The sequence below is a fragment of the Acinetobacter celticus genome (assembly GCF_001707755.1).
In the GTDB taxonomy this organism is placed as follows: domain Bacteria; phylum Pseudomonadota; class Gammaproteobacteria; order Pseudomonadales; family Moraxellaceae; genus Acinetobacter; species Acinetobacter celticus.
The window spans coordinates 399,129-423,248 of record NZ_MBDL01000010.1 but is presented as its reverse complement, the minus strand read 5'-3'; the positions used below and the strand labels follow the sequence as shown (position 1 = coordinate 423,248).

28 protein-coding genes are annotated in these 24,120 nt (G+C 39.6%); 26 read left to right on the top strand and 2 right to left on the bottom strand.

Translation table 11 applies throughout. The annotated features are described in order from the left end of the window. Window positions 1–5 precede the first annotated feature (5 nt). Entirely contained in the window at window positions 6–950 is a 945-nt protein-coding gene (gene miaA / locus BBP83_RS11165) for a tRNA (adenosine(37)-N6)-dimethylallyltransferase MiaA (RefSeq protein WP_068888494.1), read from the top strand. Window positions 951–1,043: 93 nt separating this feature from the next. Then, the gene (gene hfq / locus BBP83_RS11160) at window positions 1,044–1,571 is read left to right on the top strand and encodes an RNA chaperone Hfq (protein ID WP_068888492.1); all 528 of its coding nucleotides are present in this window, start codon (window positions 1,044–1,046) and stop codon (window positions 1,569–1,571) included. Window positions 1,572–1,674: 103 nt separating this feature from the next. On the opposite strand, the gene BBP83_RS11155 is transcribed toward hfq, so the two are convergent. After that, complete coding sequence (locus tag BBP83_RS11155; RefSeq protein WP_068888490.1) at window positions 1,675–2,988, bottom strand: peptidylprolyl isomerase; 1,314 nt, start codon at window positions 2,986–2,988, stop codon at window positions 1,675–1,677. After that, the gene (locus BBP83_RS11150) at window positions 2,988–5,468 is read right to left on the bottom strand and encodes an LPS-assembly protein LptD (RefSeq protein WP_068888618.1); all 2,481 of its coding nucleotides are present in this window, start codon (window positions 5,466–5,468) and stop codon (window positions 2,988–2,990) included. The genes BBP83_RS11155 and BBP83_RS11150 overlap by 1 nt, the downstream gene beginning before the upstream one ends. A 120-nt stretch (window positions 5,469–5,588) precedes the next feature. Here BBP83_RS11150 and BBP83_RS11145 point away from each other — a divergent pair, with 120 nt between their 5' ends. The 24 genes from BBP83_RS11145 (at window position 5,589) to cmk (ending at window position 24,058) form a co-directional block, all read left to right on the top strand. Next, window positions 5,589–6,602, top strand: a complete 1,014-nt coding sequence (locus BBP83_RS11145; protein ID WP_068888488.1) for an aminoglycoside phosphotransferase family protein — start codon at window positions 5,589–5,591, stop codon at window positions 6,600–6,602. Continuing rightward, window positions 6,602–7,291 carry an N-acetylmuramate alpha-1-phosphate uridylyltransferase MurU gene (gene murU, locus BBP83_RS11140; RefSeq protein WP_068888487.1) on the top strand — a complete coding sequence of 230 codons (690 nt, stop codon included), beginning with the start codon at window positions 6,602–6,604 and terminating at the stop codon, window positions 7,289–7,291. The genes BBP83_RS11145 and murU overlap by 1 nt, the downstream gene beginning before the upstream one ends. 85 nt (window positions 7,292–7,376) lie before the next feature. Then, the gene (rsmG, locus tag BBP83_RS11135; RefSeq protein ID WP_068888485.1) at window positions 7,377–8,009 is read left to right on the top strand and encodes a 16S rRNA (guanine(527)-N(7))-methyltransferase RsmG; all 633 of its coding nucleotides are present in this window, start codon (window positions 7,377–7,379) and stop codon (window positions 8,007–8,009) included. Between the two features lie 24 nt (window positions 8,010–8,033). Then, window positions 8,034–8,816, top strand: coding sequence for a ParA family protein (locus BBP83_RS11130; protein ID WP_068888484.1), 783 nt, complete (start codon window positions 8,034–8,036; stop codon window positions 8,814–8,816). Then, window positions 8,813–9,700: a ParB/RepB/Spo0J family partition protein gene (locus tag BBP83_RS11125; RefSeq protein WP_068888482.1), complete on the top strand. Its 888-nt coding sequence runs from the start codon at window positions 8,813–8,815 to the stop codon at window positions 9,698–9,700. The genes BBP83_RS11130 and BBP83_RS11125 overlap by 4 nt, the downstream gene beginning before the upstream one ends. Window positions 9,701–9,731: 31 nt before the next feature. After that, window positions 9,732–10,373 carry a MotA/TolQ/ExbB proton channel family protein gene (locus BBP83_RS11120; RefSeq protein WP_068888480.1) on the top strand — a complete coding sequence of 214 codons (642 nt, stop codon included), beginning with the start codon at window positions 9,732–9,734 and terminating at the stop codon, window positions 10,371–10,373. A 9-nt stretch (window positions 10,374–10,382) separates the two neighbouring features. Beyond that, window positions 10,383–10,805 carry an ExbD/TolR family protein gene (locus BBP83_RS11115; protein WP_068888478.1) on the top strand — a complete coding sequence of 141 codons (423 nt, stop codon included), beginning with the start codon at window positions 10,383–10,385 and terminating at the stop codon, window positions 10,803–10,805. Continuing rightward, window positions 10,805–12,532 carry a lipid A export permease/ATP-binding protein MsbA gene (msbA, locus tag BBP83_RS11110; protein ID WP_068888477.1) on the top strand — a complete coding sequence of 576 codons (1,728 nt, stop codon included), beginning with the start codon at window positions 10,805–10,807 and terminating at the stop codon, window positions 12,530–12,532. The genes BBP83_RS11115 and msbA overlap by 1 nt, the downstream gene beginning before the upstream one ends. Further along, window positions 12,533–13,552, top strand: coding sequence for a tetraacyldisaccharide 4'-kinase (gene lpxK, locus BBP83_RS11105; protein ID WP_068888475.1), 1,020 nt, complete (start codon window positions 12,533–12,535; stop codon window positions 13,550–13,552). Beyond that, a complete protein-coding gene (kdsB, locus tag BBP83_RS11100; RefSeq protein WP_068888473.1) occupies window positions 13,549–14,310 on the top strand; it encodes a 3-deoxy-manno-octulosonate cytidylyltransferase in 762 nt (253 codons plus the stop codon). Before lpxK ends, kdsB begins: the two co-directional genes overlap by 4 nt. Before the next feature lie 12 nt (window positions 14,311–14,322). Then, window positions 14,323–15,306, top strand: coding sequence for a DNA polymerase III subunit delta' (locus tag BBP83_RS11095; protein WP_068888471.1), 984 nt, complete (start codon window positions 14,323–14,325; stop codon window positions 15,304–15,306). A 13-nt stretch (window positions 15,307–15,319) separates the two neighbouring features. After that, window positions 15,320–15,661, top strand: a complete 342-nt coding sequence (locus BBP83_RS11090) for a PilZ domain-containing protein (RefSeq protein ID WP_068888469.1) — start codon at window positions 15,320–15,322, stop codon at window positions 15,659–15,661. A 31-nt stretch (window positions 15,662–15,692) separates the two neighbouring features. After that, window positions 15,693–16,466 (top strand): TatD family hydrolase, encoded by a 774-nt coding sequence (locus BBP83_RS11085; protein ID WP_068888467.1) that lies wholly within the window; start codon window positions 15,693–15,695, stop codon window positions 16,464–16,466. Between the two features lie 44 nt (window positions 16,467–16,510). Then, window positions 16,511–17,125, top strand: a complete 615-nt coding sequence (locus BBP83_RS11080) for a TetR/AcrR family transcriptional regulator (RefSeq protein WP_068888465.1) — start codon at window positions 16,511–16,513, stop codon at window positions 17,123–17,125. A 9-nt stretch (window positions 17,126–17,134) separates the two neighbouring features. Next, window positions 17,135–17,695: a pilus assembly FimT family protein gene (locus tag BBP83_RS11075; RefSeq protein WP_068888463.1), complete on the top strand. Its 561-nt coding sequence runs from the start codon at window positions 17,135–17,137 to the stop codon at window positions 17,693–17,695. Window positions 17,696–17,723: 28 nt separating this feature from the next. Continuing rightward, window positions 17,724–18,128, top strand: a complete 405-nt coding sequence (gspI, locus tag BBP83_RS11070; RefSeq protein WP_068888616.1) for a type II secretion system minor pseudopilin GspI — start codon at window positions 17,724–17,726, stop codon at window positions 18,126–18,128. Then, a complete protein-coding gene (gene gspJ, locus BBP83_RS11065; RefSeq protein ID WP_068888462.1) occupies window positions 18,125–18,754 on the top strand; it encodes a type II secretion system minor pseudopilin GspJ in 630 nt (209 codons plus the stop codon). Before gspI ends, gspJ begins: the two co-directional genes overlap by 4 nt. Then, window positions 18,751–19,725: a type II secretion system minor pseudopilin GspK gene (gene gspK, locus BBP83_RS11060; RefSeq protein WP_141689973.1), complete on the top strand. Its 975-nt coding sequence runs from the start codon at window positions 18,751–18,753 to the stop codon at window positions 19,723–19,725. Before gspJ ends, gspK begins: the two co-directional genes overlap by 4 nt. A 123-nt stretch (window positions 19,726–19,848) precedes the next feature. Further along, window positions 19,849–20,445, top strand: a complete 597-nt coding sequence (locus BBP83_RS11055; protein WP_068888460.1) for a 6-pyruvoyl trahydropterin synthase family protein — start codon at window positions 19,849–19,851, stop codon at window positions 20,443–20,445. 45 nt (window positions 20,446–20,490) lie between these two features. Next, entirely contained in the window at window positions 20,491–21,204 is a 714-nt protein-coding gene (gene ung, locus BBP83_RS11050) for a uracil-DNA glycosylase (protein ID WP_068888458.1), read from the top strand. Continuing rightward, complete coding sequence (locus tag BBP83_RS11045) at window positions 21,201–22,325, top strand: enoyl-CoA hydratase/isomerase family protein (RefSeq protein WP_068888456.1); 1,125 nt, start codon at window positions 21,201–21,203, stop codon at window positions 22,323–22,325. The genes ung and BBP83_RS11045 overlap by 4 nt, the downstream gene beginning before the upstream one ends. Before the next feature lie 15 nt (window positions 22,326–22,340). Then, window positions 22,341–22,865: a tRNA adenosine(34) deaminase TadA gene (tadA, locus tag BBP83_RS11040; protein WP_068888455.1), complete on the top strand. Its 525-nt coding sequence runs from the start codon at window positions 22,341–22,343 to the stop codon at window positions 22,863–22,865. Window positions 22,866–22,922: 57 nt separating this feature from the next. Then, entirely contained in the window at window positions 22,923–23,354 is a 432-nt protein-coding gene (locus BBP83_RS11035; protein WP_068888453.1) for an SRPBCC family protein, read from the top strand. Window positions 23,355–23,371: 17 nt separating this feature from the next. After that, window positions 23,372–24,058, top strand: coding sequence for a (d)CMP kinase (cmk, locus tag BBP83_RS11030; protein WP_068888452.1), 687 nt, complete (start codon window positions 23,372–23,374; stop codon window positions 24,056–24,058). Window positions 24,059–24,120: the final 62 nt, after the last annotated feature.

Genomic DNA, 24,120 nt, shown 5'->3' with positions numbered 1-24,120 from the left:
GGTACATGTCAAATCAACTGCCGGTCATCAATTTAATGGGACCAACTGCAAGTGGTAAAACTGCTTTGGCGTGTGAGTTATATGAGCAAGGTGGTTTTGAGCTAATTTCCGTCGATTCTGCGCTGGTTTATCGTGATATGGATATTGGCACAGCCAAGCCAACAAAAGAGGAACAGGCGCGCTATCCGCATCATCTGATCGATATTATTAGTCCGTTAGAAGTTTATTCTGCATCACAATTTGTAGATGACGCGAGCTTACTGATTGATGACATACATGCACGGGGCAAAACGCCAATTTTAGTGGGCGGTACGATGCTGTATTTTAAGGCGCTCTTGGAAGGTTTATCTTCTAACTTGCCAAGTGCAGACCATGCTGTGCGGGCAGAAATTGAAGCACAGGCGGAACAAGGGGGATGGGAAGCGGTTTATAAGCGTTTATGCGAAGTAGACCCACTGGCGGGCCAAAAATTTAAAATGAGTGATAAGCAACGTATTATTCGTGCTTTAGAAGTTTATCAATTAACGGGCGAACCTATTACAAAACTACAGGCAGAACAGCCTAAAGATTTACCATATAAATACAATTTCTATAATTATGCGCTGATGCCAGATCGTGTAGAATTGCATAAACGAATTGAAAAACGTTTGGAAATTATGTGGAAAATCGGATTTTTAAATGAAGTTAAAAACTTGATGATAAAATACGATTTAGACGAAAACTTACCTTCAATGCGCTCTGTGGGTTACCGACAAGCACTCGATTTTCTAAAGAATAGTGATAAAAGTACGGGGAAACAGCGTGAAATGGAAGATAAAGCACTCTTTGCGACACGACAACTTGCTAAACGTCAATATACTTGGTTGAGATCTTTGCAAGAAAAACATAAATTTACTACATATTTAACAGTGAGTCAGGCTCAAGAAGACTTGCGTAACTGTCACGGATAAAGCAAAATTTAGGTACTGCCTTTTTTATAATTTTTAATTGAAAAATAAAGGTAGTTTTTGCGCTGATTTTTAATTTTTTTTTGGAGTTATAACATGTCTAAAGGTCAAACTTTACAAGATCCGTTCTTAAATTCTCTCCGTAAAGAACGCATTCCAGTTTCTATTTTCCTTGTGAATGGTATTAAACTACAAGGTCATATTGAATCTTTTGACCAATATGTTGTTTTGTTAAAAAATACTGTAAGTCAAATGGTTTATAAGCACGCGATTTCTACTGTAGTTCCTGCACGTAATCCTCGTCCTGCTGGCGCTCCTGCTGGTGCTCCAGGCCAAGGTAGCTTCGGTGGTCAAGGCCAAGGTCAAGGTGGCTTCGGTGGTCAACCTGCTGGTGGCTTCGGCGGTCAAGGTGGCTTCGGTGGTCAACCTGCTGGCGGTTTTGGCGGTCAAGGTGGTTTCGGTGGTCAAGGTTTTGGCGGTCAAGGTGGTTTTGGCGGTCAAGGTGGCTTCGGTGGTCAACCTGCTGGCGGTTTTGGTGGTCAAGGTGGTTTCGGTGGTCAATCTGCTGGTTTTGATGGCGAAACTAAATTTGAAGATTCTCAAGACGACGAAAATAATCGTTAATTAAGAATTAAAAAAAGCCTCCCATTTGCGGAGGCTTTTTTTATGAAGATAGTGAAAGAACAAAAAACCAGCCTTAAGGCTGGTTTTTTGTTAAGTAATCGCTTTAAGAGGCATTCTTTTTACGATCTAGACTTGGGTCTTTAATATCAACAAAGGCATTGTTACGAATTTCACGAAGCCATGTGTCTAATTCTGCATCAAATTGACGTTCGCCTAATAATTGACGTGCCATACGTTCCTGATACTCTTTGGTCATGTCTTGTTGGCGCGTATCTGTAACTTGAAGAATATGCCAGCCAAATTGTGACTGGAATGGCTCGCTTACTTGGCCTTTTGCCGTATTTTTCATTTTTTCATCAAATTCGGGCACCATCATGCCAGGTGTTACCCAACCTAAGCTACCACCATCACGGGCAGAGCCTGGATCGTTTGAGTAAGTTGAGGCAAGCACGGCAAAATCTTCACCCTTTTGAATACGGCTATATAAACTCTCAATCATCTGTTTGGCATTTTCAGGGCTAACGACTTCAGACGGTTGAATTAAAATGTGGCGAGTTTGGTACTGTGGCACAATAGCTTTTTGCTCACCACCTTTACGTTCAAGTAATTTCAATACATGAACACCATCTGTCACTGAAATAAGTTCTGTGGTTTGACCAGTCTGAAGTGTGCTTACGCGTGCTGCAAGTTCAGAAGGAATGTCAGATAGGCTACGAAAGCCCATGTCTGCGCCTTCAACTTTGACTGTTTTAGTTGAGAATTTTTCACCAATGGTTTTTACATCATTGTTTTTTTCTAGTTCAGCTTTAACTTCTTTAGCCACATGTTTAAGGGCTTCTTTGTCACCAGAAATTCGAACATGCAATAGATGAGCTTGACTACCAATTGCGACTTGGCCTTGTGGTGAATTTAAGAAGTTTTTAACATCAGAATCGCTGATTTGAATGCGAGAAGTCACAATTTGTTGACGCAAACGGTTGATGGCTAAATCTTCAGCAATACGATTACGCAAAGATGCATAGGTATTGGGTGCAATAGCATCTAACTTTTGTTGAAATGCACCTAAGCTTGATACGCCTGAATCACGAGCTACTTTCATTACCGCTTCATTTAAACCTTTTTCGTCAGGTTTGATGTTATAGCGTTTAACTTGTTCTAATTGTGCTTGGCGAACAATTAATTGTTCAAGTGCTTGTTGTTGCAAATATTGTTCTGGTGGAATCGTCTTTTTTTGTGCAGTGAGTTGGTGCTTAACTTCAGCAATACTTTGATCTAAATCACTACGAAGAATAACGCTATTGTCTACAACAGCTACGACTTCATCTTTAGGTTGAGCAGCAAAAGTGGGTAATGATGCAGATAGGCAAAGAGCAAGTGCTGTCGCTTTAAAAACGCGTTTTAACTGTAATGTCTTCATTAACGTTCTGTCCAATTTTGATTAATATTATTAAAACCTAAAATACGGTTTTCTAACAATGATGAAAGTTTATTGTTAAAACCACCAAGGCCTTTAAGGGTAAATTCAGCCATGATTGCACGTTTCGGGCTTACGCCATTATCCTTAACGTTGTCTAAATCGTTGTAATACGAACGACCGTAAACTGAAAGCCCCCAGCAACACGATTCATAATTGACACCCAGTAAATATTCACGAGCAACACTGTTGTCTAGGTCATACTGGGCATGGCCAATAATGCGCCAATTGTTATGTATAGGCTGAATGAACGAAGCAACAACTTGATCGTAAGAATCTTGACGGTTAACCAATTCACGGCGATTAAAATAACCTACATTATATAAATTGCCTTGATCACCCGTGTAGTACATTTGAACATCGCGCTGTGCATTGTCACCATTCGACATCCAAGCACCATTTGCACTGACGCTAAAGCGCTCAGAAAGTTGGCTGGACACATTGACTACAGGGCCTGTACGACGTTCGCGGTCAAACTCATCGCTTGTGTTGTTGAGTGTGACACGACGGTCTTCAAAATAAAAACTTTGACCGACACTCGTTTTTAATCGTTCTAAACCAATATCGTCAAATAGACTATAGCTTAAGCCCAAAGACGCGAAGTTATTATCTTCTAAACGGTCATGACCATAGAAGCGGTTCGGGCTAAATAATTGGTCGTAGTTAATTGATGCTGTGGTTGAATCAAAGTTAGGGTGACTATCTTGATTGCGATAAGGTGCATATGCATAGAATAGACGTGGAGTTAATGTTTGAAGGTAATTGCCTTGTTTTTCAAATATTAAGCCAGTATCTAAAGTGAATTGTGGAACCACAACTGACTTGTTTTCATTCGATGAACTGGTTGAATTAATACCGTTGTTTTGTAAATAATCAACAGTGTTTTTATCAAAGAATGTATTGATATTACGTACAGAAACTTGGGGGATGGCAAATGACCATGGATTGCGATAGTTGTAACGCACTGTAAAGTCGTTATAAATACGTGTACCACTTGGCTCAAATGAACGATTTTGATTATTGTTATAAGCGCTGTAATCACTGATGTCTTTTTTGAAGTAAGCGGTGTCGTTGCTAAATTCGTATTGAAGACCTAAAGGGTTGCCATGCTTATAGTTCAACAAGAACTGTGGCATACGCGCATAGGGGCGATCTTCGTCTTTAACTGTTTTGTCCAGTGTTTGGAAGTCTTCAACTTTTAACTGTGCTTTTAGTCCAGGAATGCCATTTCTATAGTTGAGTTCCCATGCACGACGTAGGTTTAAATCAGTTTTTGAATTCGGATTGTTATTTAAGTCGGTGAAATAATTTTTATCTGATGCATAGTTGTAATCGACATTGGTCGAGAACTGCTCGTTAATGTCCCACTGATGTAAAACATGTAGGTCTTTACGATCTTGATCATCGTAGCTTTTGTCAGACGGTAAATAACCGCCCCAAATCGTCCCTTGCCCAAAATTTTCGGTTAAATAGCGAAATTCACCTTCTAACATTGCACCACGGTCACTGATATACCGTGGGGTTAATGTGGCATCGTAATTTGGTGCAAGATTGAGGTAGACCGGTACAGCAACTTCTACACCACCATCATTGGTAAAGCCAAAACTTGGGGTAAGAATACCTGTGGTTCGGCGGTCATCAATTGGGAAGTTGAAATAAGGAACGGCCATTACAGGCACATTTTTTACATACAGTTTGGTTCCCGTGGTTTCACCGCGGCCCGTTTCCTGATTGAGCTTAATTGTATTTGCTTGAATCTTCCACGTCGGAACTTCACCGGGTGGACACGTGCTATACGTTGCATTTTTTAATTCAACAGTTTGCTCTGAAGTACGTGCAATTTTTTCGGCACGGCCATGGGCGTGTTGTTGTTCTGCAATATAGAGGCTGTTGTTTAAGTCGCCTTGCTGAGTTTTTAAGTTGTAATTGATTGAATCACTTTGAGACAGTAAACCCGCTTGTGCCATTTGCACATTGCCAGAAGCATTGGCAAAGGTTTGGGTTTTATCAATTTTGATTTGGTCAGCACGGATTTGACGGCCTTGTTGGTCAATAGTGACATTACCTTCAAGGACTGAGTCGCCATTAGGGTCGAAGTGACCATAATCTGCAGTGATGGTAGAGGTTACTTGATCTGCAGGAACAGGTTTGGTCTTAGATGCAATAGGTGTAATCCATACACCTTGGCAATATGCCGAACTAAAACCATGTCCTTGGCGTTGTTGCGCTTCAGGAGCAGACTTATCTACATAATATTGTTCAAAAAACTGCTGACCAGGGTAGGCTTCAGAAATTGTTTGTTTTAATTGATCTGCATTATTTTTTGCAGAGTTTGGCGATGCTGCATAGCTTGATACAGAGCTGCCGCAAAGAAGGGTTAAGATAGCAGTCGCTAAAGGATTAAATTTAAACTGATGCTTCATTTGTCTCATTAACCAAGAATGCTTTATCGCAATTAATTATTGTCGCATGATAGAGAAAAAGTTGATAAGTAGCTACACTTAGCACTTTAAAAACTCAGCCTGTATTAGAATTTATTGCAAATGAATACACAACGTGAACAATCAATCCAATCATGGATTACATCTGTACTTCGTTCAGATCAATTTGAAATTAACTTTTTAGCAGGCGATGCGAGCTTCCGTCGTTATGCACGAATCAAATTGAATAATAAAACATTTATGCTCATGGATGCACCTCCAGAAAAAGAAGATTGTGTACCTTTTGTGACGATTGATGAATTTTTTGATGCAAATGGTGTCCGTGTTCCACATATTGTGGCTAAAGATCTGAGACAAGGTTTTCTTTTGTTAGAAGATTTTGGGGATGTTCTGCTTTCGACCTTACTGAATGATCAAACTGTAGATACACATTATGCGCAAAGCTTTGCGCAATTAATTCAATTGCAGTCTATTGAAGGTAGCGGTCATTTCCCTGAGTATTCGTATGAAAAGCTCATGTCAGAGATGACGCTGTTAACAGATTGGTTACTACCTTCTTTGAACATTCAACCGACAAATGCCGAAAGTGCATTAATAAAACGTACTTTTGCCATTTTAGCCAATGCAGCATTGGCTCAACCGCAAGTGATTGTGCATCGTGATTTTCATAGCCGTAACTTAATGGTGTTGGATGGTGAGCAAGAGCAGGGTGTCATTGATTTTCAAGATGCTGTGATAGGGGCAGACACTTACGATTTAATTTCTATTACGCGTGATGCGTATGTGCAGTGGAACCCTGAACGTGTGTATGGTTGGTTTAAAGTGTTTTATGACCGTTTACCCGCTTCTGCGAAAGAAGGTCGCGATTTTGAACAATTTAAACAAGATGCAGACTTTATGGCCATTCAACGCCATATTAAAATTTTAGGCATTTTTGTGCGTTTGTTTGAACGTGATGGAAAATCTGGATACTTAAAAGATTTACCTCGTGTAATGTGGTATTTGCTTGAAGAAAGCAAGCCGTATGCAGAACTACAACCATTCATGACTTTTATTCAAAATAAAGTATTGCCAAAATTTGAAGCAAAATATGGCACTTATGAGGTGGTTGCATAATGAAAGCGATGATTTTGGCGGCGGGTTTGGGAAATCGAATGCGTCCGCTAACATTGTATAAACCTAAACCATTGTTAGAAGTTGGTGGTAAGCCACTTATTGTTTGGCATATTGAAAAACTAAAAAATATTGGTGTCACAGAAATTATCATCAATTCTGCATGGTTGGCTGATGTGTTAATTGGTGCGCTGGGCGATGGTTCACAATTTGGGGTGAATATTCGCTGGACTCGTGAAATAGAAGGTTTGGAAACTGCAGGCGGTATTATTAATGCTTTGCCACTGCTTGGAGCAGAACCTTTTATTTTAGTGAATGGCGATGTGTGGACGACCTATGAGTTTGAACCCTTGTTAGACATTAAACTTGGACACGATTTGGCGCATTTGGTTTTTGTAACCAATCCACCACAACATGCACAGGGCGATTTTACCTTGGCTGAAGGCCGTGCGTATACTTTTGACCAAGCACAGATGGGTGAAGCGCTGACTTATAGTGGTGTTGCAGTCATTCATCCAAAAATGTTTGATGGCTTAGACGCAGGTAAACGTCCATTGGCGCCATTGTTAAAACAAGGCATGTTAGACGGAAAAGTTTCTGCAGAAAAAATGCAGGCAACTTGGGTTGATGTAGGCACTCCTGAGCGATTAAGTGCTCTAGATCTCCAGATTCGTGAAGGGATGTACGCTTAAGTGCATAATCACTAAGCGCTAACTAGTGTTCCACGGCTTAGAAATCGGTATACTCCAATTTAATTTTTATTGAGATGTCTGCTTTATGCATCCTTTTTTTCAAGACTTAAAGCAAGGTAGCCAGACGCTTGGCTTAGATTTGAGTGAAGAAGCATTAAATTTATTGTTGAAGTATCAAGATGCACTTGTGCTGTGGAACAAAGCTTATAATTTAACCGCTATTCGTGATCCAAAAGAAATGCTGGTGAAGCATCTTTTAGACAGCTTAAGTATTTTGAAAGATTTGCCACAAGGCCGTCTTTTGGATATTGGTACGGGTGGTGGTATGCCGGGCATGATCATTGCACTTTGCCAACCTGAACGACAATGCGTTTTGTTAGACTCAAACGGTAAAAAGATTCGTTTTTTGAAGCAGTTTATTGCTGACCTAAAATTAAAAAATGTGATTGCTGTACAAACACGTGTCGAAAATGCAGACAGTATTGAAGAACTGGGTAAATTTGATGTGATTACCAGTCGCGCTTTTGCATCGTTAACTGACTTTATTAATGCATCTGTTCCATTTATGCATGAACAAAGCATTATTGCGTCAATGAAAGGTCTGATTCCAAGTGAAGAAGTAGAAGCATTTAAAGATGAATTTCATTGCGAAATTATTGAACTTAAAGTTCCTCGATTAGATGAACAACGTCATTTGCTTTTGTTGAAACGTATTTAATTATTTTTAAGGATTGGGGTTACCATGGCACAAATTATTGCGATTGCGAACCAGAAAGGTGGTGTCGGTAAAACTACAACCGCAGTAAATTTGGCTGCATCATTGGCGGTACTTAAAAAGCGTGTGTTACTTGTGGATATGGACTCACAAGGCAATGCAACCATGGGTTCAGGTATTCAAAAAAATGATTTGCAGTATTCCATCACCGACGTGTTACTAGGTGAAATGTCCATTGAGACCGCTATTGCAAAAGCAGAAGTTGGTTATAAGGTTTTAGGTTCTAATCGTGATTTAGCGGGTGTGGAACTGGCGATTGCAGACCAAGAAGGCCGTGAGTTTATTTTACGTGAAGCGTTACGTGAAATAGAAGATAAGTTTGATTATATTATTGTCGACTGTGCACCTAGTCTAAGTTTGATTACCGTCAATGCCTTGGCCGCTGTCGATAGCGTACTAATTCCAATGCAATGTGAGTATTATGCATTAGAAGGTTTGGCCGATTTAACGCAAACGATTGACCGTATTCAGCAAGCTTTAAACCCAGATTTACAGATTATGGGTGTACTTCGAACCATGTTTGATGCACGAAATGCATTAACTCGTGATGTATCTGAAGAATTAGAACAATATTTTGGCAAAAAACTATATGAAACAGTGATTCCGCGTAATGTGCGTCTTGCGGAAGCGCCTGCGCATGGTTTACCTGTTATCTATTTCGAAAAAAGTTCAAAGGGCGCAGTTGCTTACTTAAACTTGGCAGCTGAGATGATAAAGAAAAGTAAGGTAAAAAAAGGAAGTAAAGCATGACCGTTAAAAAACGTGGACTAGCAAAAGGTCGTGGTTTAGATGCCTTACTTGGATCAATCCAAAAAGAAAAATTACAGCTTGAAGCACAAGCTTTAGACCATGGTCAGTTGAAGCAAGTTGATGTAAATTTATTGCAACGTGGTGAGTACCAGCCACGTCGTTCAATGAATGAGCAGGCTTTACAAGAACTGGCTGCATCAATTGAAAAACATGGCGTGATGCAACCGATTGTCATCCGTCCGATTGATGATGATAAACATCCCTATGAAATTATTGCGGGTGAGCGTCGTTGGCGTGCAGCTCAGTTAGCAGGTTTAACTGAAATTCCAGCCATTGTTCGCGATTTAAGTGATCAGGTTGCAATCGCTTTAGCATTGATAGAAAACATTCAGCGTCAAGACTTAAATCCAATGGATCAAGCCATGGCACTACAACGCTTTCATGAAGAGTTTGGTTTAAGCCATCAAGAAATTGCAGACACTGTGGGTAAAGCGCGGACGACCGTCAGTAACTTACTTCGCTTATTAACCTTGGCAGAACCCGTCAAAGATTTTATGCAACAAGATTTGTTGGATATGGGGCATGCGCGCGCAATATTGACACTCAAAGCCAAAGATCAGCTTAAAGTTGCAGAATTGGTGATTGAAAAAAGCTTATCGGTACGTCAAACCGAACAATTTGTACGTGATTTAAATACACCCAAACAAGCCAAAGAACAACAAGGGCTTTCTTCAGATATTCAGCAATTAACCCAACGCCTTTCTGACCGTTTTGGTGCAGATGTCAAAATAGACCATAACAAACAAGGTAAGGGTAAACTTGTGATTAATTACCATTCACTCGAAGAGTTGGATGGTATTTTGAATATTTGTTTAGCAGATTAATTTTATAATTCGATTTATTGGGGAAAATCAAATGTGGGAATTAGTCAAAGCTGGTGGCTGGCTCATGCTGCCGCTGGTGTTGTGTTCAATTTTTACGATCGCGATTTCAATCGAGCGTTTTATTCGTTTGAAAAAGTCGTTGGTGTTACCTGCTGTTTTGTTGATGAATCCAAATAAAACAGCAGAGCAAGTGGCACAGCAATTGAAGCAAGATCAAAATTTACAACGAAGTACTTTGGGACGTGTTTTTACAGCAGGGTATCGCAGTAAAAACCAAACGGAACAATATGCGCGTGCGCAAATGGAAGTGGTGGCATCTCAAGAAATTGGTTATTTAGAAAAAAATATCAATTTTTTAGGCACGCTGAGCGCAGTTGCACCGCTGTTAGGTTTGTTGGGAACAGTGATTGGTATTATTGAATCATTTTTAATGATTGATATTGGTACCAATAGCGATCCTGTATTAATGATGCCTGGTATTTCTAAAGCTTTGATTACCACAGCTGCTGGGATGTTTATTGCGATTCCTGCATTGTTTGCACATCGTTATTTTCAGCGTTTGGTACAAGAGTATGTTGCTGAATTAGAGCAACAAGCAACATTGTTTCATGCGGCGCTTTTTTATCAAAATTTTGTAGATGAAGAGTCACAAGATTTGCAAAAAGCAAGCTGAGGGTGTGCTATGAAATTCAAGCGCAGACAAGTTGAAGATATTCATATTAACTTAACACCAATGATCGATTGTTTATTGTTTATCTTGGTGTTTTTGCTTCTTTCAACGACGTTTAATCAAATGAGTCGAATGAATTTGACTTTACCAGATGCCCAAGGTGTTCCACCGAAGCAATATGATAAAAAAATTGAGGTTGTGGTTGATGCTTCAGGGCATTATTCTGTTAACGGTCAGTCTTTATCAAGCAAAGAGACGTCCGATTTAAATACGGCAATTAAACAGATTTCGAATGAACGTCGTGATTTAATGTTTGTAATTGCTGCTGATGCAAAGGCTGCGCACCAAGATGTGATTCGTGTCATGGATGTTGCTGGCCAGCTTGGCTTTGTAAATGTAAATATCAGTACGAAAGTACCGACTCGAGGTTATTAGTGAAGCAAGATGTAAAGGTCTATTTACGCCTACTAAGTTATTTAAAACCTTTTTGGGGCTTAGCAGTATTTGTTGTCATCGGTTTTGCAATTAACGCCGCCACAGAGGTATCTGTTGCTAAGTTGCTTGAAAAAATTATTAATGCAATTCAGAATCGTGATCAGAGCTTTACGTCTTTATTTCCAGTTTTAGTGATTATACTGATGTTTTTCCGCGGATTGGGGACATTCATTGGTGGATACTTTACAGCAGTCATTTCTCGAAATTTAATTTTTAATATTCGTCAGGAAGTTTTTGCAAAATTGATGCGTTTGCCATCACAGTATTATCTTGATAATTCGAGTGGGCACATCACTGCAAAAATTATGTATAACGTCGAGCAATTGACGGCAGCCTCTACGGAATCATTAAGAACCATTGTTCAACAAGGTTTAATCACCTTTGGGCTGGTTGGCTATTTAATTTATAGCAACTGGCGTTTAACTCTCATTATTCTTATTTTTGCGCCACTTATTGGTGTGCTTATTCGTAAAGCGTCTAAGCGCATGCGTAAGTTGTCAAGCCAAGTGCAAGATACTATGGGCGATGTTAACCACGTTGTGCAAGAAACGGTTAACGGTAACATGGTGGTAAAAGGGTTTGCAGGGCAAGATTATGAGCAGAAACGCTTTTATGACAGCTCAAAGGAAAATCTGCGCCGTGGTATGAAAATGGTTGTGGTTCAACAACTGAACAGTCCTATTGTTCAATTGATTATGTCCGTTCCATTGGCCATTGTGATGTATATCGCATTGCGTCCTGAAATTATGCAAGATACTTCTGCGGGACAGTTTATTGCTTATATTACAGCGGCCGGTATGCTCAGTAAGCCCATTAAAGCTTTAACGGATGTGAATGAAAAAATTCAGCGCGGAATGGCGGCTGCACATTCGGTATTTGAATTATTGGATATGCCAGAAGAAGCAAACAGTGGCACATTAACGCCAGAGCTTAAAGGCAATGTAGAATTTAAGAATGTTAATTTAGTGTATTCAGATGGCTATCAAGCCTTGCATAACTTTAACCTGAAGGTCAATGCAGGTGAAACTGTTGCCTTGGTTGGGCGCTCTGGGGCAGGTAAAACATCTTTAGTGAATTTATTGCTGCGTTATCAAGAGGTTAATTCTGGGCAACTGTTATTAGATCATACTGATATTCGAGAAATTGAGCTGAATTCTTTACGTCAGCAAATTTCTATGGTCAATCAGCAAGTGGTACTGTTTAATCGAACAGTGCGTGAGAATATTGCTTATGGTCAGCTAGAAAATGCATCTGATGAACAAGTGATTGCAGCGGCTAAAGCGGCTTATGCGCATGAATTTATTATGAATCTACCACAGGGTTACGATACCTCATTAGGTGCTCAAGGTTTAACTTTGTCAGGTGGTCAACGTCAGCGTCTTGCCATTGCACGGGCCATTTTAAAAGATGCACCCATTCTAATTTTAGACGAAGCCACCAGTGCATTGGACAATGAATCTGAATATTTCATCCAACAAGCGTTTGATGCTGCCATGCGTGATCGTACAACCATTGTCATTGCTCATCGTTTATCCACCATTGAAAATGCTGACCGTATTGTGGTGATGGATAAAGGGGTGATTGTAGAGCAAGGTTCACATGCAGAGCTGTTAGAAAAACGTGGCGCATATTATCAATTGCACCAACGTAATTTTGAGGAACAGTAAATGTCTGTTGCACAATTTATTCAGGATGCTTGGAATAAACAGGCGAAATGGCTCATTGTGCTTAGACCTTTGTCATGGCTTTACCGTGGTGGATTTTTACTCAATAAAAACTTATATAAAACAGGTTTGAAGCAAAGCTATACTGCGCCAGTGCCTGTCATGGTGATTGGTAATATCACAGTGGGTGGTAGCGGAAAAACCCCATTATTGATTCATTTGGTAAAGTACTTACAGAATCATAAAATTAGATTGGGTGTTATTAGTCGTGGTTATGGTGGAAAAGGGCCATTTCCTGCTTATGTGGGTTTAGACGCAGAAGCGCACGTTGTGGGTGATGAGCCCATGTTGATTGTGCAGTCTACAGGCGTACCGATGGCGGTTGGTTCAAACCGACAAAAAAGTATCGAACTTTTATTGTCAAAACACGCATTAGATCTGATTATTTGTGACGACGGCCTGCAACATTGGGCGCTTGAGCGTCAGCTGGAATGGATTGTCTTAGACAATAATCGTGGTTTAGGTAATGAAAAAATACTACCTGAAGGTTATTTAAGAGAACCCAAATGCAGATTGAAAAATAGTACAGTGATTGAACATGCAACGGCCCCTCAATTGCCACTGAATATGCATTTGGAAGCATCGGAACCTTATTTGCTGAATGGTCAGTTGAATCAGCCATTTAATTTGGAAGCTTGTTTCTATGCTGTTTCAGGTATTGGATTCCCTCAGCGCTTTTATCAAACTTTAGAAAAAATGGGTCTTCAGCAATTCCAAGGCCATGAATTTCCAGATCATCATGAATATGAGCTTGATGATTTACAGTTCGAAGACAGTAATCCGATTATTACCACAGAAAAAGATGCAGTAAAAATTCTACCGCTACTAAAGAAAAATCCGCATTTCAAACGCGAAATTTGGGTGGTGCCTGTAGATGCTGTGCTGTCACAAGCTTGTTATGAAACTTTGAAGTTACAACTTGAACAGTTGGGTATTAAATTTAACCAAGGCTCATTTGAATGAAACATATTGTTATTCCTGCACGTTTTTCTAGTTCCCGTTTACCGGGCAAACCCTTGCTAGAAATTCATGGCCGTCCAATGATTTTACGGGTTGTGGATCAAGCCAAAAAAGTTGAAGGTTTTGATGATCTTTGTGTGGCTACTGATGATGAACGGATTGCATCGGTCTGTCGTGCAGAAGGTGTGGATGTTGTCTTAACATCAGCTGATCATCCATCGGGTACGGATCGTTTGAGTGAAGTTGCACGTATTAAAGGTTGGAATGCAGACGATATTATTGTCAATGTACAAGGCGATGAACCATTATTACCTGCACAATTGGTCAAGCAAGTCGCGAAACTTCTTCAAGATCAGCCTACGTCATCGATGTCAACTTTATGTGAGCCAATTCATAGCCTTGATGAATTTAAGCGTGACAGCATTGTAAAAGTGGTGATGTCCAAGCATCAACAGGCTTTGTATTTTAGCCGTGCGACTATTCCCTATGACCGTGACGGTGTAAAGCAAGCAGAACCAGTTTTGCATCAACAAGCATATCGTCATTTGGGTTTATATGCCTATCGTGTCAAATTGTTACAGGAATACGTGACTTGGGATATGGGTGTGTTGGAAAAACTAGAAAGCTTAGAGCAACTTCGTGTACTTGAAAATGGTCATCGTATTGCCATTGCAGTTGCGGAAGCGAATTTACCACCAGGTGTAGATACACAGGAAGATTTAGACCGTTTGAATCAAATGGATGTTTCTTGCTTCGAATAAAGGATGGCATCTATGTCAAATGATGTTATTGCACAAGTGTACCCATGGCAAAAAAATGTCTGGGATGCCTTAACGGGACGTTTTCCAAAAATGGGCCATGGCTTGCTGTTTTATGGCAAAAAAGGCTGTGGAAAAGATGCTTTTGCGCAATATTTTTTGACATGGATTTTATGTCAAAACCGACAGTTGAAAAATCAACCGTGTGGTGAGTGTGGAAGTTGCCAATGGTTAAAATCGGATACGCATCCAAATTATGTGCATATCACTACAGATGAAGATAATAAAAAACAAAATGCCAAAATTAAAATTGATAAAATTCGAGACTTACAACCGTTTGTTCAACAAACAGTAGATGGTTGGCGCGTCGTGGTTATTGAACCTGCCGAAGCATTAAATACAGCTTCTGCAAATGCGTTGCTTAAAACGTTAGAAGAGCCGGGTGATCGTACTGTGATCATCTTATTGGCAGAGCATTATTTGAAATTGCCTGCAACCATTCGAAGTCGTTTACAGCATTTTGCTTTAGATCGTATTAGTGCAGAGCAAGCAGAAGTGTATTTACAGCAAAACTTGCCAGATGCAGATTTACAGATGCAACAATTGTTAATGAATTTATCCAATCAAATGCCACTACAAGCTATAGAGTTGGCACGAAGCGAATGGATAAACTTACGACAAGATTTTGTGAATGATTGGCAAAAATTGGTCAAACAGAAAAATATGCCCATGGCAATTGCGACGAAGTGGAATAAAGCCTTAAGCTTTAGTGATTTTAGTCAAATGTTTGAATACTTGTTGTCTGATTTAATTTGTGTCAAGCTCAATCAAGCCATTAAAAATATAGATTTAAACTTTAGTGATCTGCCTGATCAGTATAATTTAGAGTCATTATTTGCGATTTATACCGAATTACAGCAATCCAAAAAATTTATTGAACAAAACGTACAAGCAAACTTAGTCGTAGATCAGCTCTGTATTAAGTTGATGAATATTTAAAAAGGGGAACAAAATGCAACCACGTATGGGCGGAATGATTCAGACCAATATTCCAGATGTGGAAACCCTATTTGCCAGTTATATGCCTTATGTTGTGGGTGGTGGTCTTTTTGTGCCGTCAAAACAGGCAGTTAAAATGGGCGATGAAGTTTTTGTACTGGCTGCTTTGCCTGAGCAAACACAGAAAATCCCATTGACTGGAAAAGTCATTTGGATTTCTCAAAAACAAAATGGCACTAAACCTCAAGGTTTTGGCATTCAGCTTGCTGGCGAAAAAGGTATTTATTTTAAATCTGAAGCAGAACGTTTGCTTGCAGGGCTTAAAACTGAAGGGCGTAGAAGTTACACTATGTAGAGCTACATCTTACTCAACATAGGTACTTATTGTGTTTACAGATACTCATTGTCATTTAACCTTGCTCGATCTTAATCCTTACGGAGGAAATTTAGATTTGGCATTGGCACAGGCTCGCGAAGCGGGTGTTTCTCGATTTATGAGTATCTCGGTCGATTTAGATGATCATATTCAACTGGCTGAAATTGCGTCTCGCCATGCAGATGTGGGCTATTCGGTTGGTGTCCATCCCTGCGAAGACCCAGTCACAATGGCGCGTGCAACTACAGATTATTTAATTGAACTGGCGCAACCTGAAAGAGTTTGGGCATTGGGCGAAACAGGCCTCGATTATTTTCACAGTACAGACTTTATAAAAGAGCAAAAAGAATGCTTTGCGCGTCATATTCACGCATCGCAAAGTGTCAAAAAACCAGTGGTTGTGCATACACGTGCCGCAAAGCATGACACGGTCGATATTATCCGAGCGGAAAAATCTACACATGGTATTTTGCATTGCTTTACTGAAGACTGGGAAACTGCAAAAGCCGTATTGGATTGTGGCTACTATGTTTCATTTTCGGGTATTGTCTCGTTTAAAAATGCACAAGATTTACGAGATGTAGCCAAGCAAGTGCCTTTAGATCGGGTACTTATTGAAACCGACAGTCCTTATTTGGCACCGATGCCTTATCGAGGAAAGTCGAATGAACCAAAATACGTGCCTTATGTAGCCAAAGCTTTAAGTGATGTATATGATAAGTCACTTGAAGAGATGGCTTTCATTACGCAACAAAACTTTGAAAACCTCCTTAATTTAAAATAATCAGTTTGAATTGATATCAGCGTAGAAGAGAGTATCGGGTGAAGATGGATCGTCAGGCTCAGTTTCGAGCAAGAGAAGCATTGATTTTTCAAGTTGCTGAGCAGCTTCTTTTAGAAAATGGTGAATCGGGCATGACGCTTGATGCGCTGGCTGCGGAGCTTGATTTAGCAAAGGGGACACTCTACAAACATTTTCAAAGTAAAGATGAACTATATATGTTGCTGATTATTCGTAATGAGCGCATGTTGTTGGAAATGATTAAAGATACAGAAAAGCAATTTCCTGAGCATTTAGCTTTCTTTATGTTGCATCATTTACATCATCCTGAACGCACCGTGCTATTTCATCAAATTGAAGAGCGCCTTGCGACTACAGGTGCAGGCATTCAGTTGTTGTTTAGTGAGCTTTATCAAATACGTAAACAGCGTTTGCGTTTAATTATTCGTATGACGGAAAGTTATTTAGCATCAATTGATAGTGCAATGTCGGTTCGAGATTACCTTGGTTCAATTTGGGCACTGACCCATGGTGCAGCCGCAATTCTAAACTCAAGTTTCTATCAACGTTATTTGGGTTCAAGGGACACCTTAAGAATTGCTTATATTGACCAAGCTTTAGCATTGCCTAAGCAGGTTAATACAGTAAACCAATTTGCTTAAAGGCAACGTATGAAAAAGACATCATCATCAGTTCAAGGTTTCACCCTAGTCGAATTGATGGTGGTGATTGTCATTATGGGGGTAATGGCGTCTTTGGTGCTTATGAATATGAATGGGACGGATCAGCGTAAAGCGATGCAAGCTCGGGAAGTATTTATGATGGATGTGCAAAAACTTTTGCGTGAATCCAATGATCAAGCACGAATTTTGGCACTTCATTCACAAGTTGCGACAGATGTTGCTGGTTTTCAATATAATGTAGTGGAATATCAAATCCATCAAAAAAATGAAACACTTTTACAGCAAAATAATAATTCAAACAGTCGTTGGCAAAACTATAAAGATTTTTCCACTCGAATTTTATCCGATCAAGTTTCATTTCGTATTCAGCCCTTAGAACAGCGCTATGCACGTGCCAGTAATAGTGAATTACTCAATGCAAATGCGCCAAAACTTATTTGGTTAGGCAATGGTGAAGTGAAACCCGTTCGTATCCAATTTTATTTTGAAGAACGTCCTGTGGGAAATGAAATTGAAATTGACCATTTAGGTAAAATAAATGAAATCTGAAGACGTAGCGCATAATTTTTTGTCTTGTATGGCGGTAAAACCACGCTTTGTACCTGCTTGTTCAGGTTTTACTTTATTAGAAGTGATGGTCGCGTTGGCAATCTTTGCAACTGCAGCCATGGCATTGACCAATGTTGCTATGCAATATACACAAGCCACTGCGAATGCCGTTTTAAGAACCAAAGCGCAATTTGTTGCGTTGAATGAAATATCTACCATGGAAATTAACCGTGAATGGATGACGGGAACGGCTTCTAAGCAACTCACCCAGCAAGGGGAAACGTGGCAAATTGATAAGTCTGCGCAAGCAACAATTAGCCCAAATGTACAGCGGATAGAAGTACAGGTCAGCTTAATGAATACTGAAACAGGTAAAGTTGAAGCAGGCATCACTCATTTAACGTTCTTTAATGCCAAAGTGGCAAGTTTATGAGCGCTCGTCGTGGTTTTACCTTGGTTGAGTTATTGGTTGCAATTGCAATTTTTGCAGTTCTTTCTGCTTTAGGTTGGAAGGTTTTTGACTATATTTCAAAAGTGAAAGAACGTAACGGCATGCATGAAGTACGACTGTCTCAATTGCAAGATGCGTATCAGCAAATTTTAAGAGATATGGTGCAAACGGTTCCTTTGACTGCCAATATTAATGGTGATGTTGAGTCCGCATTATTGTTGCAAAATGGACGTTTTAGTTTTAGTAAAACTGGCGTGACGGATCCTTTAAATCAAGGTATTGCGCCAGATGAGCGTATTGAATATCAATATAAGGCCGATGAAAAAAAATTATATCGCTTAAAATACAGTAATTTAAATCAGACGGGTCAAGATCAGCCAAATCCGAGTGTGTTACTTACAGATGTAGAGCAGTTTGAAATTGTTGTATTAAATCCGAATGAACTTAAAAGCTGGCCAGACGCGAGTGTGGATTTGACCAAGTTGAGTGAAATGCAACGGTTACCACGTGGTTTGAAGATGAACCTTCGTGTGAATAATAATGAGTATGAATGGTTGTTTAGTCTTTTAAATACAGATTTTCTGTTGCCGGAGGATAAAACTCCATGACAGAGATTATGGCGTTGGGTGTCGGTCGGCAACAAAAAGGGATCGCGTTGTTAACCATTTTGATGATGGTTGCATTGGCCACTATTTTGGTAGCCAGTATCGCCAAACATCAAGCAAATACAGCTGAAAGTACTGCATATTTAATGCGTCAAAATCAATCATTGTTATATGCAAAAAGTGCAGAAACATTTTTTTCAGCATTATTAAAAGATGATGCGGAAAATGCAGGTGCAGTCGATCATTTACAGGAAAATTGGGCCAAGCCAATGCCCGCCTTTCCGGTAGATGATGGTTATGTTTCTGGTGTGTTACAAGATGAATCTGGAAAATTTAATTTAAATAGTTTGCTCGATGCTGATGGTAATGTGAACGAAAATGCCAAAAAATGGTTTGAAAAATTATTAGTACGGGCGGGTTTACCTGCACAGTTAAGTGAAGCTGTGATTGATTGGCAAGATGAAAATGATGAGGTTGCTGGTTCGATGGGGGCGGAAGCAAGTTATTATCGAGGGCTACAGAATTCACCTATGCCAGCCAATGCGAAATTTCATAATATTAATGAATTAAAATTGGTACGCGGTTTTGAAGAAGAGAAGTATCAACTTATTCTTCCCTATATCAGTGCATTGCCAAGCCATGAAACAACGGTAAATATAAATACAGCTCCCGCTTTTTTATTGGCAAGCCTAGATGAAAAATTAGATGTACATGCGGTACAGCAATTACAAGAACAACAACAAGCGTCATTAGAACATTTTAAAAATGTATCAGAGCTCTGGGAAAAAGAACCCTTTTCAAGTGTTGCTACAGATACAAAAAATGCCGTAAATAATTTGTTAGGTGTGCAGTCAAATTATTTTAAAGCACAAATAGAAATAGAGTTAAACGGTAGAAAACGTCAATTCAGTTCAGAGTTGGTCAGAAAAGATCAGGCTATTTATGTGGCATATAGAAGTATGGCACCTTTTTAAAATATGGCATCATTTAGGGTGATGAGTTTTATTAATGAGGTTGAACTGTAAAATTAATGCTCAAGGTTTTAGTTTTGCTTTATAATCTGGACAAATTCACTGATTTTGATTGAATTACCGCATATGTTAATTCGTAAGTTATTTAAGTTTGAAAATGCTCATATTGTGCGTAATTGCACGTCGGATCGCTGTAAGCGTTCGATTCATGGGCACAGCTATAAAGTTGAGTTATTGCTGAAAGCTTCAAAATTAGATCACGGTCAAATGGTATACGATTTTGGGTTGCTCAAAGGCGTCATTAAAGACTTGTTTGATAGTTTTGATCATGCAATATGTTTTTGGCAGCAAGATAATGCTGAATATATTCAGGCTTGCAAAACATTTAGTGCGCGCTGGGTATCGTTACCTGTCTCTCCTTCAGCAGAACAGTTTTCACGCATCTTTTTTTATTTGGCACAGCAAGTGTTGACATCGACTGAAACACAAAATGGCGAAGGTGATGTCGAAGTTTATTCTGTTATTGTGCATGAAACTGACACAGGCTATGCACAAAGCTTTGCAGAAGATATTGAAAATGTGCAAATGGGGCTTTTAGATTTAACCCAAATTGAATTCTCAGAACAAGTTGTTTCTGAATGGACAGACCCTGAAATGTTTGAAAAATTGAAGCAAGGATTGAAATTTCAAAATCCAAGCGTAGATTTACAAGTTAAACTTTAATGTGGCATTGAAATTTTAAGCTAGAAAAGGAATTAGGAAGCAAGTATGTCTTTAACGGAACAGCAACTGACTCAACTTGAAAAAGTTCAGTTAGATGCAAGTTGGAAATATGGTTTAAGTGATTTTTTACTTAGCCCAAAAATGGATCAATTAAAAGACTTTCTTGTTCAGGAAAAAAACGCTAATAAAGTGATTTATCCGCCAAGTTCATTAATCTTTAATGCATTAAACACGACACCTATAGCCAATGTAAAAGTGGTTATTTTAGGGCAAGACCCTTACCATGGGCCGAATCAAGCCCATGGTTTAAGTTTTTCAGTGCAGAAGGGGGTTGCAATACCACCATCTTTGCGTAATATTTTTCACGAGTTAAAAAGCGATCTAGGTGTTGAAATTCCTAAACATGGAAATTTAACACACTGGGCTGAACAAGGTGTATTGCTGTTAAATGCAGTTTTAACTGTGGAAGCAGGACAACCGACTTCACATCAAAAACAAGGCTGGGAAGATTTCACAGATCATGTTATTGATGTATTAAGTGAGCAGTGCCAGCATATTGTCTTTATCCTTTGGGGGGCATATGCCCAGCGCAAAGGGAAGCGGATTGATGAAACCAAGCACTTGGTGCTAAAAGCGGCACATCCTTCACCATTGGCCGCAAACCGTGGCGGTTTTTTTGGTTGTAAGGCATTTTCAAAATCGAATAATTATCTTAAACAACATGGCATTGAGCCTATAGATTGGCAGCTGGACGCATGACAAACTCTCCTATTTCTAAACACTATCATCCTGATTTGATTGTAGAAGAAGCAAAAAATGGTTGGCGCATTGTTCGCCTGAACCGTCCAAAATCTTTACATGCACTGGATGAATCTATTGTTACTGCGCTTTTAGAGGTCTTTCTAGACTTTCATGCCGATGACAGTGTAAAAGCCATTTGGCTAGATTCGACAACACCAAAAGCATTTTGTGCAGGTGGCGACGTTCGTAAACTACGCCAACTGGTCATTAATGATGAAGTTGAAACAGCCAATAAATTTTTTGAACAAGAATATGCACTCGACTTATTGCTACATAACTATGCAAAACCAGTATTAGTGTGGGGCGAAGGTTATGTGATGGGCGGTGGTCTTGGTTTGTTTATGGCTGCGCCATTTCGTTTGGTGACCCCATATTCACGTTTGGCCATGCCAGAAATTAATATTGGTTTATATCCTGATGTTGGGGCAACGCGCTTTTTGGCCGACCGTGGCGCAATTGGCTTATTTACTGGGTTGACCGGTTCAATTATGACCGCGGCAGGTGCTTATGGTATTGGTTGGGCAACGCATATTTGTGATGCACAGCGTGATACCGTGTTAAGTAAAGTCATTAATATTGATTGGGAACATTATCCTGCGGGAGATTTCCGCGCAATTGATGACACTCTTAACAGTATGCACCGCCCAGTAGGGCCTGGCCCGTTGCAAAACTCTTTAGATGTTATTCAAAGTGTTTGTCGCGGTGTTAACTTTGAGCAAGATTACGAATCAATTATTGGCTTAAGTGATGCACGTAGTGATTGGTTGCGTCAAGCGAGTGAAAATTTGCAAAAAGGCTCGCCAGCAACAGCAGCGCTGACATGGTTATTGTGGCAGTGGGGCAAAAAAGTTCATTCTTGGAATGAAGTTTTTGAACTCGAAACGCAAATTTCAAACTGGAAAATCCGTCATGCAGATTTTGTCGAAGGCGTGCGTGCGCGTTTGGTCGATAAAGATTTATCTCCTGAATGGAAAATTGGTACAGATCTTTCTTTAAAAGGTATTTTGGCTAATGATCCGCCAGTGACCAATATTGACAGTTGGAATGTATTGTTAAAACAATACGGTATTATTGATTAACTTTATTGTGAATACATGACTGTAGAAATACCATTTAGTGATGAATATTGGATGCAGCAGGCTTACGAGCAAGCTGCATCGGCTGCATTGATAGGGGAGATTCCTGTTGGTGCTATTATTGTCAGTAATAATCAGATAATTGGTGCAGGATTTAATGCTCCGATTAGCTTAAACGACCCGACTGCACATGCTGAAGTACAAGCCATCCGTCAAGCTTGTCAAGTCTTAGAAAATTACCGTCTTCCTGATGATGCTACACTGTATGTCACCTTAGAACCTTGCACAATGTGTGTTGGGGCGTTAATTCATGCACGAATTAAGCGTGTGGTTTTTGGTGCGGTTGAACCGAAAGCAGGTTCATTAGTGAGTGCCAGACAACTCCTACAAAGTGGTTATTACAATCATACCTTCGAATTTGAGCTAGGCTGTTTGCAGGAGCAATGTTCCCAACAGCTAAGTGCTTTTTTTAAACTGCGACGTGAACAAAAAAAACAACTAAAATTACTGGAAAAAGCGATTGGTAAAGAAAAATTAGAATAAAATAAGGTAAAATTTAATGACAATATAAATTGTCAAATATTTTAAGGATAAAGCGTCATGAACGCCATACAAATTAAAAAAGAATTTAATGCACCTGTTGAAACAGTTTTTGAATTACTATCAAAACATGCAACTTATAATATTGCATTCGCACCTATTCAAGTGGTACGAGTTAAAGATTCGACAGACCCAGAGCGCCCAGATGGTGTGGGGTCAGTTCGACGTTTAGGTTTAGGCTTCATTAAGCCCTTACAAGAAGAAATCACATTACTTACACCCAATCAGCGCATTGAATACAAAATTATCAATAATCCATTGGTTAAGCACCATTTGGGTATTATTGAATTTCAACCTGTGGATGAAAATAAGACATTAGTGACATATACCATTGAATTTCAAGCACGTGCACCATTTGTCAGTAAATTAGTACTTGCACAGTTAAAATCTGCGATTAAACTTGGGTTTTCCAAACTCGCAAAAACTGTATAGGTAGTGGCGGAAGAGCAATGACAGTAAATATTATTACAATTGATGGGCCGAGCGGTTCAGGTAAAGGCACACTAGCAGCTAAACTGGCGGCGCATTATCAATATCATTTATTAGATTCTGGTGCGTTATATCGTTTACTGGGGCTGTCATTGCATAATCAGGATTTACTGGAAAAACTTGATTCAGAATTGACAAAGTGCGCCGAAATTGCAACAAATTTAGACATCAAATTTGTTACAACGGGCGCTGGTATTCAAGTTTTATTGGATGGAGAAGATGTTACTCAAACCATTCGAACAGAACACGTGGGTGAGTTTGCATCAAAAGTAGCGGTAATTCCTGAACTTAGGGCGGCCTTATTGGCGCGTCAGCATGCATTTGCCCAAGCGCCAGGTCTAGTAGCGGATGGTCGTGATATGGCGACTGCTATTTTTCCAGAGGCCCAAGCCAAGATTTATTTAACTGCATCTGCACAATCGCGGGCACAGCGTCGTGTAAATCAGTTGCAGGGTATGGGTCTAGATGTTAAAATAAACGATATTTTAGCTAATATTGAAGCTCGAGACAAAAGAGATATGGAGCGCGCAATCGCTCCGCTCAAGCCAGCAACAGATGCTTATATCATCGATAGTTCAGAACTGAGTATTGATGAAGTATTTAAGTTGATGACAAATTTTGTTGATAAGCAATTATTAGTCAATTAAAGAATTTTCAGCCAAAGCATAGCTAGATCAGTTTATTACGGACTATGTGGAAGCTTTATTAA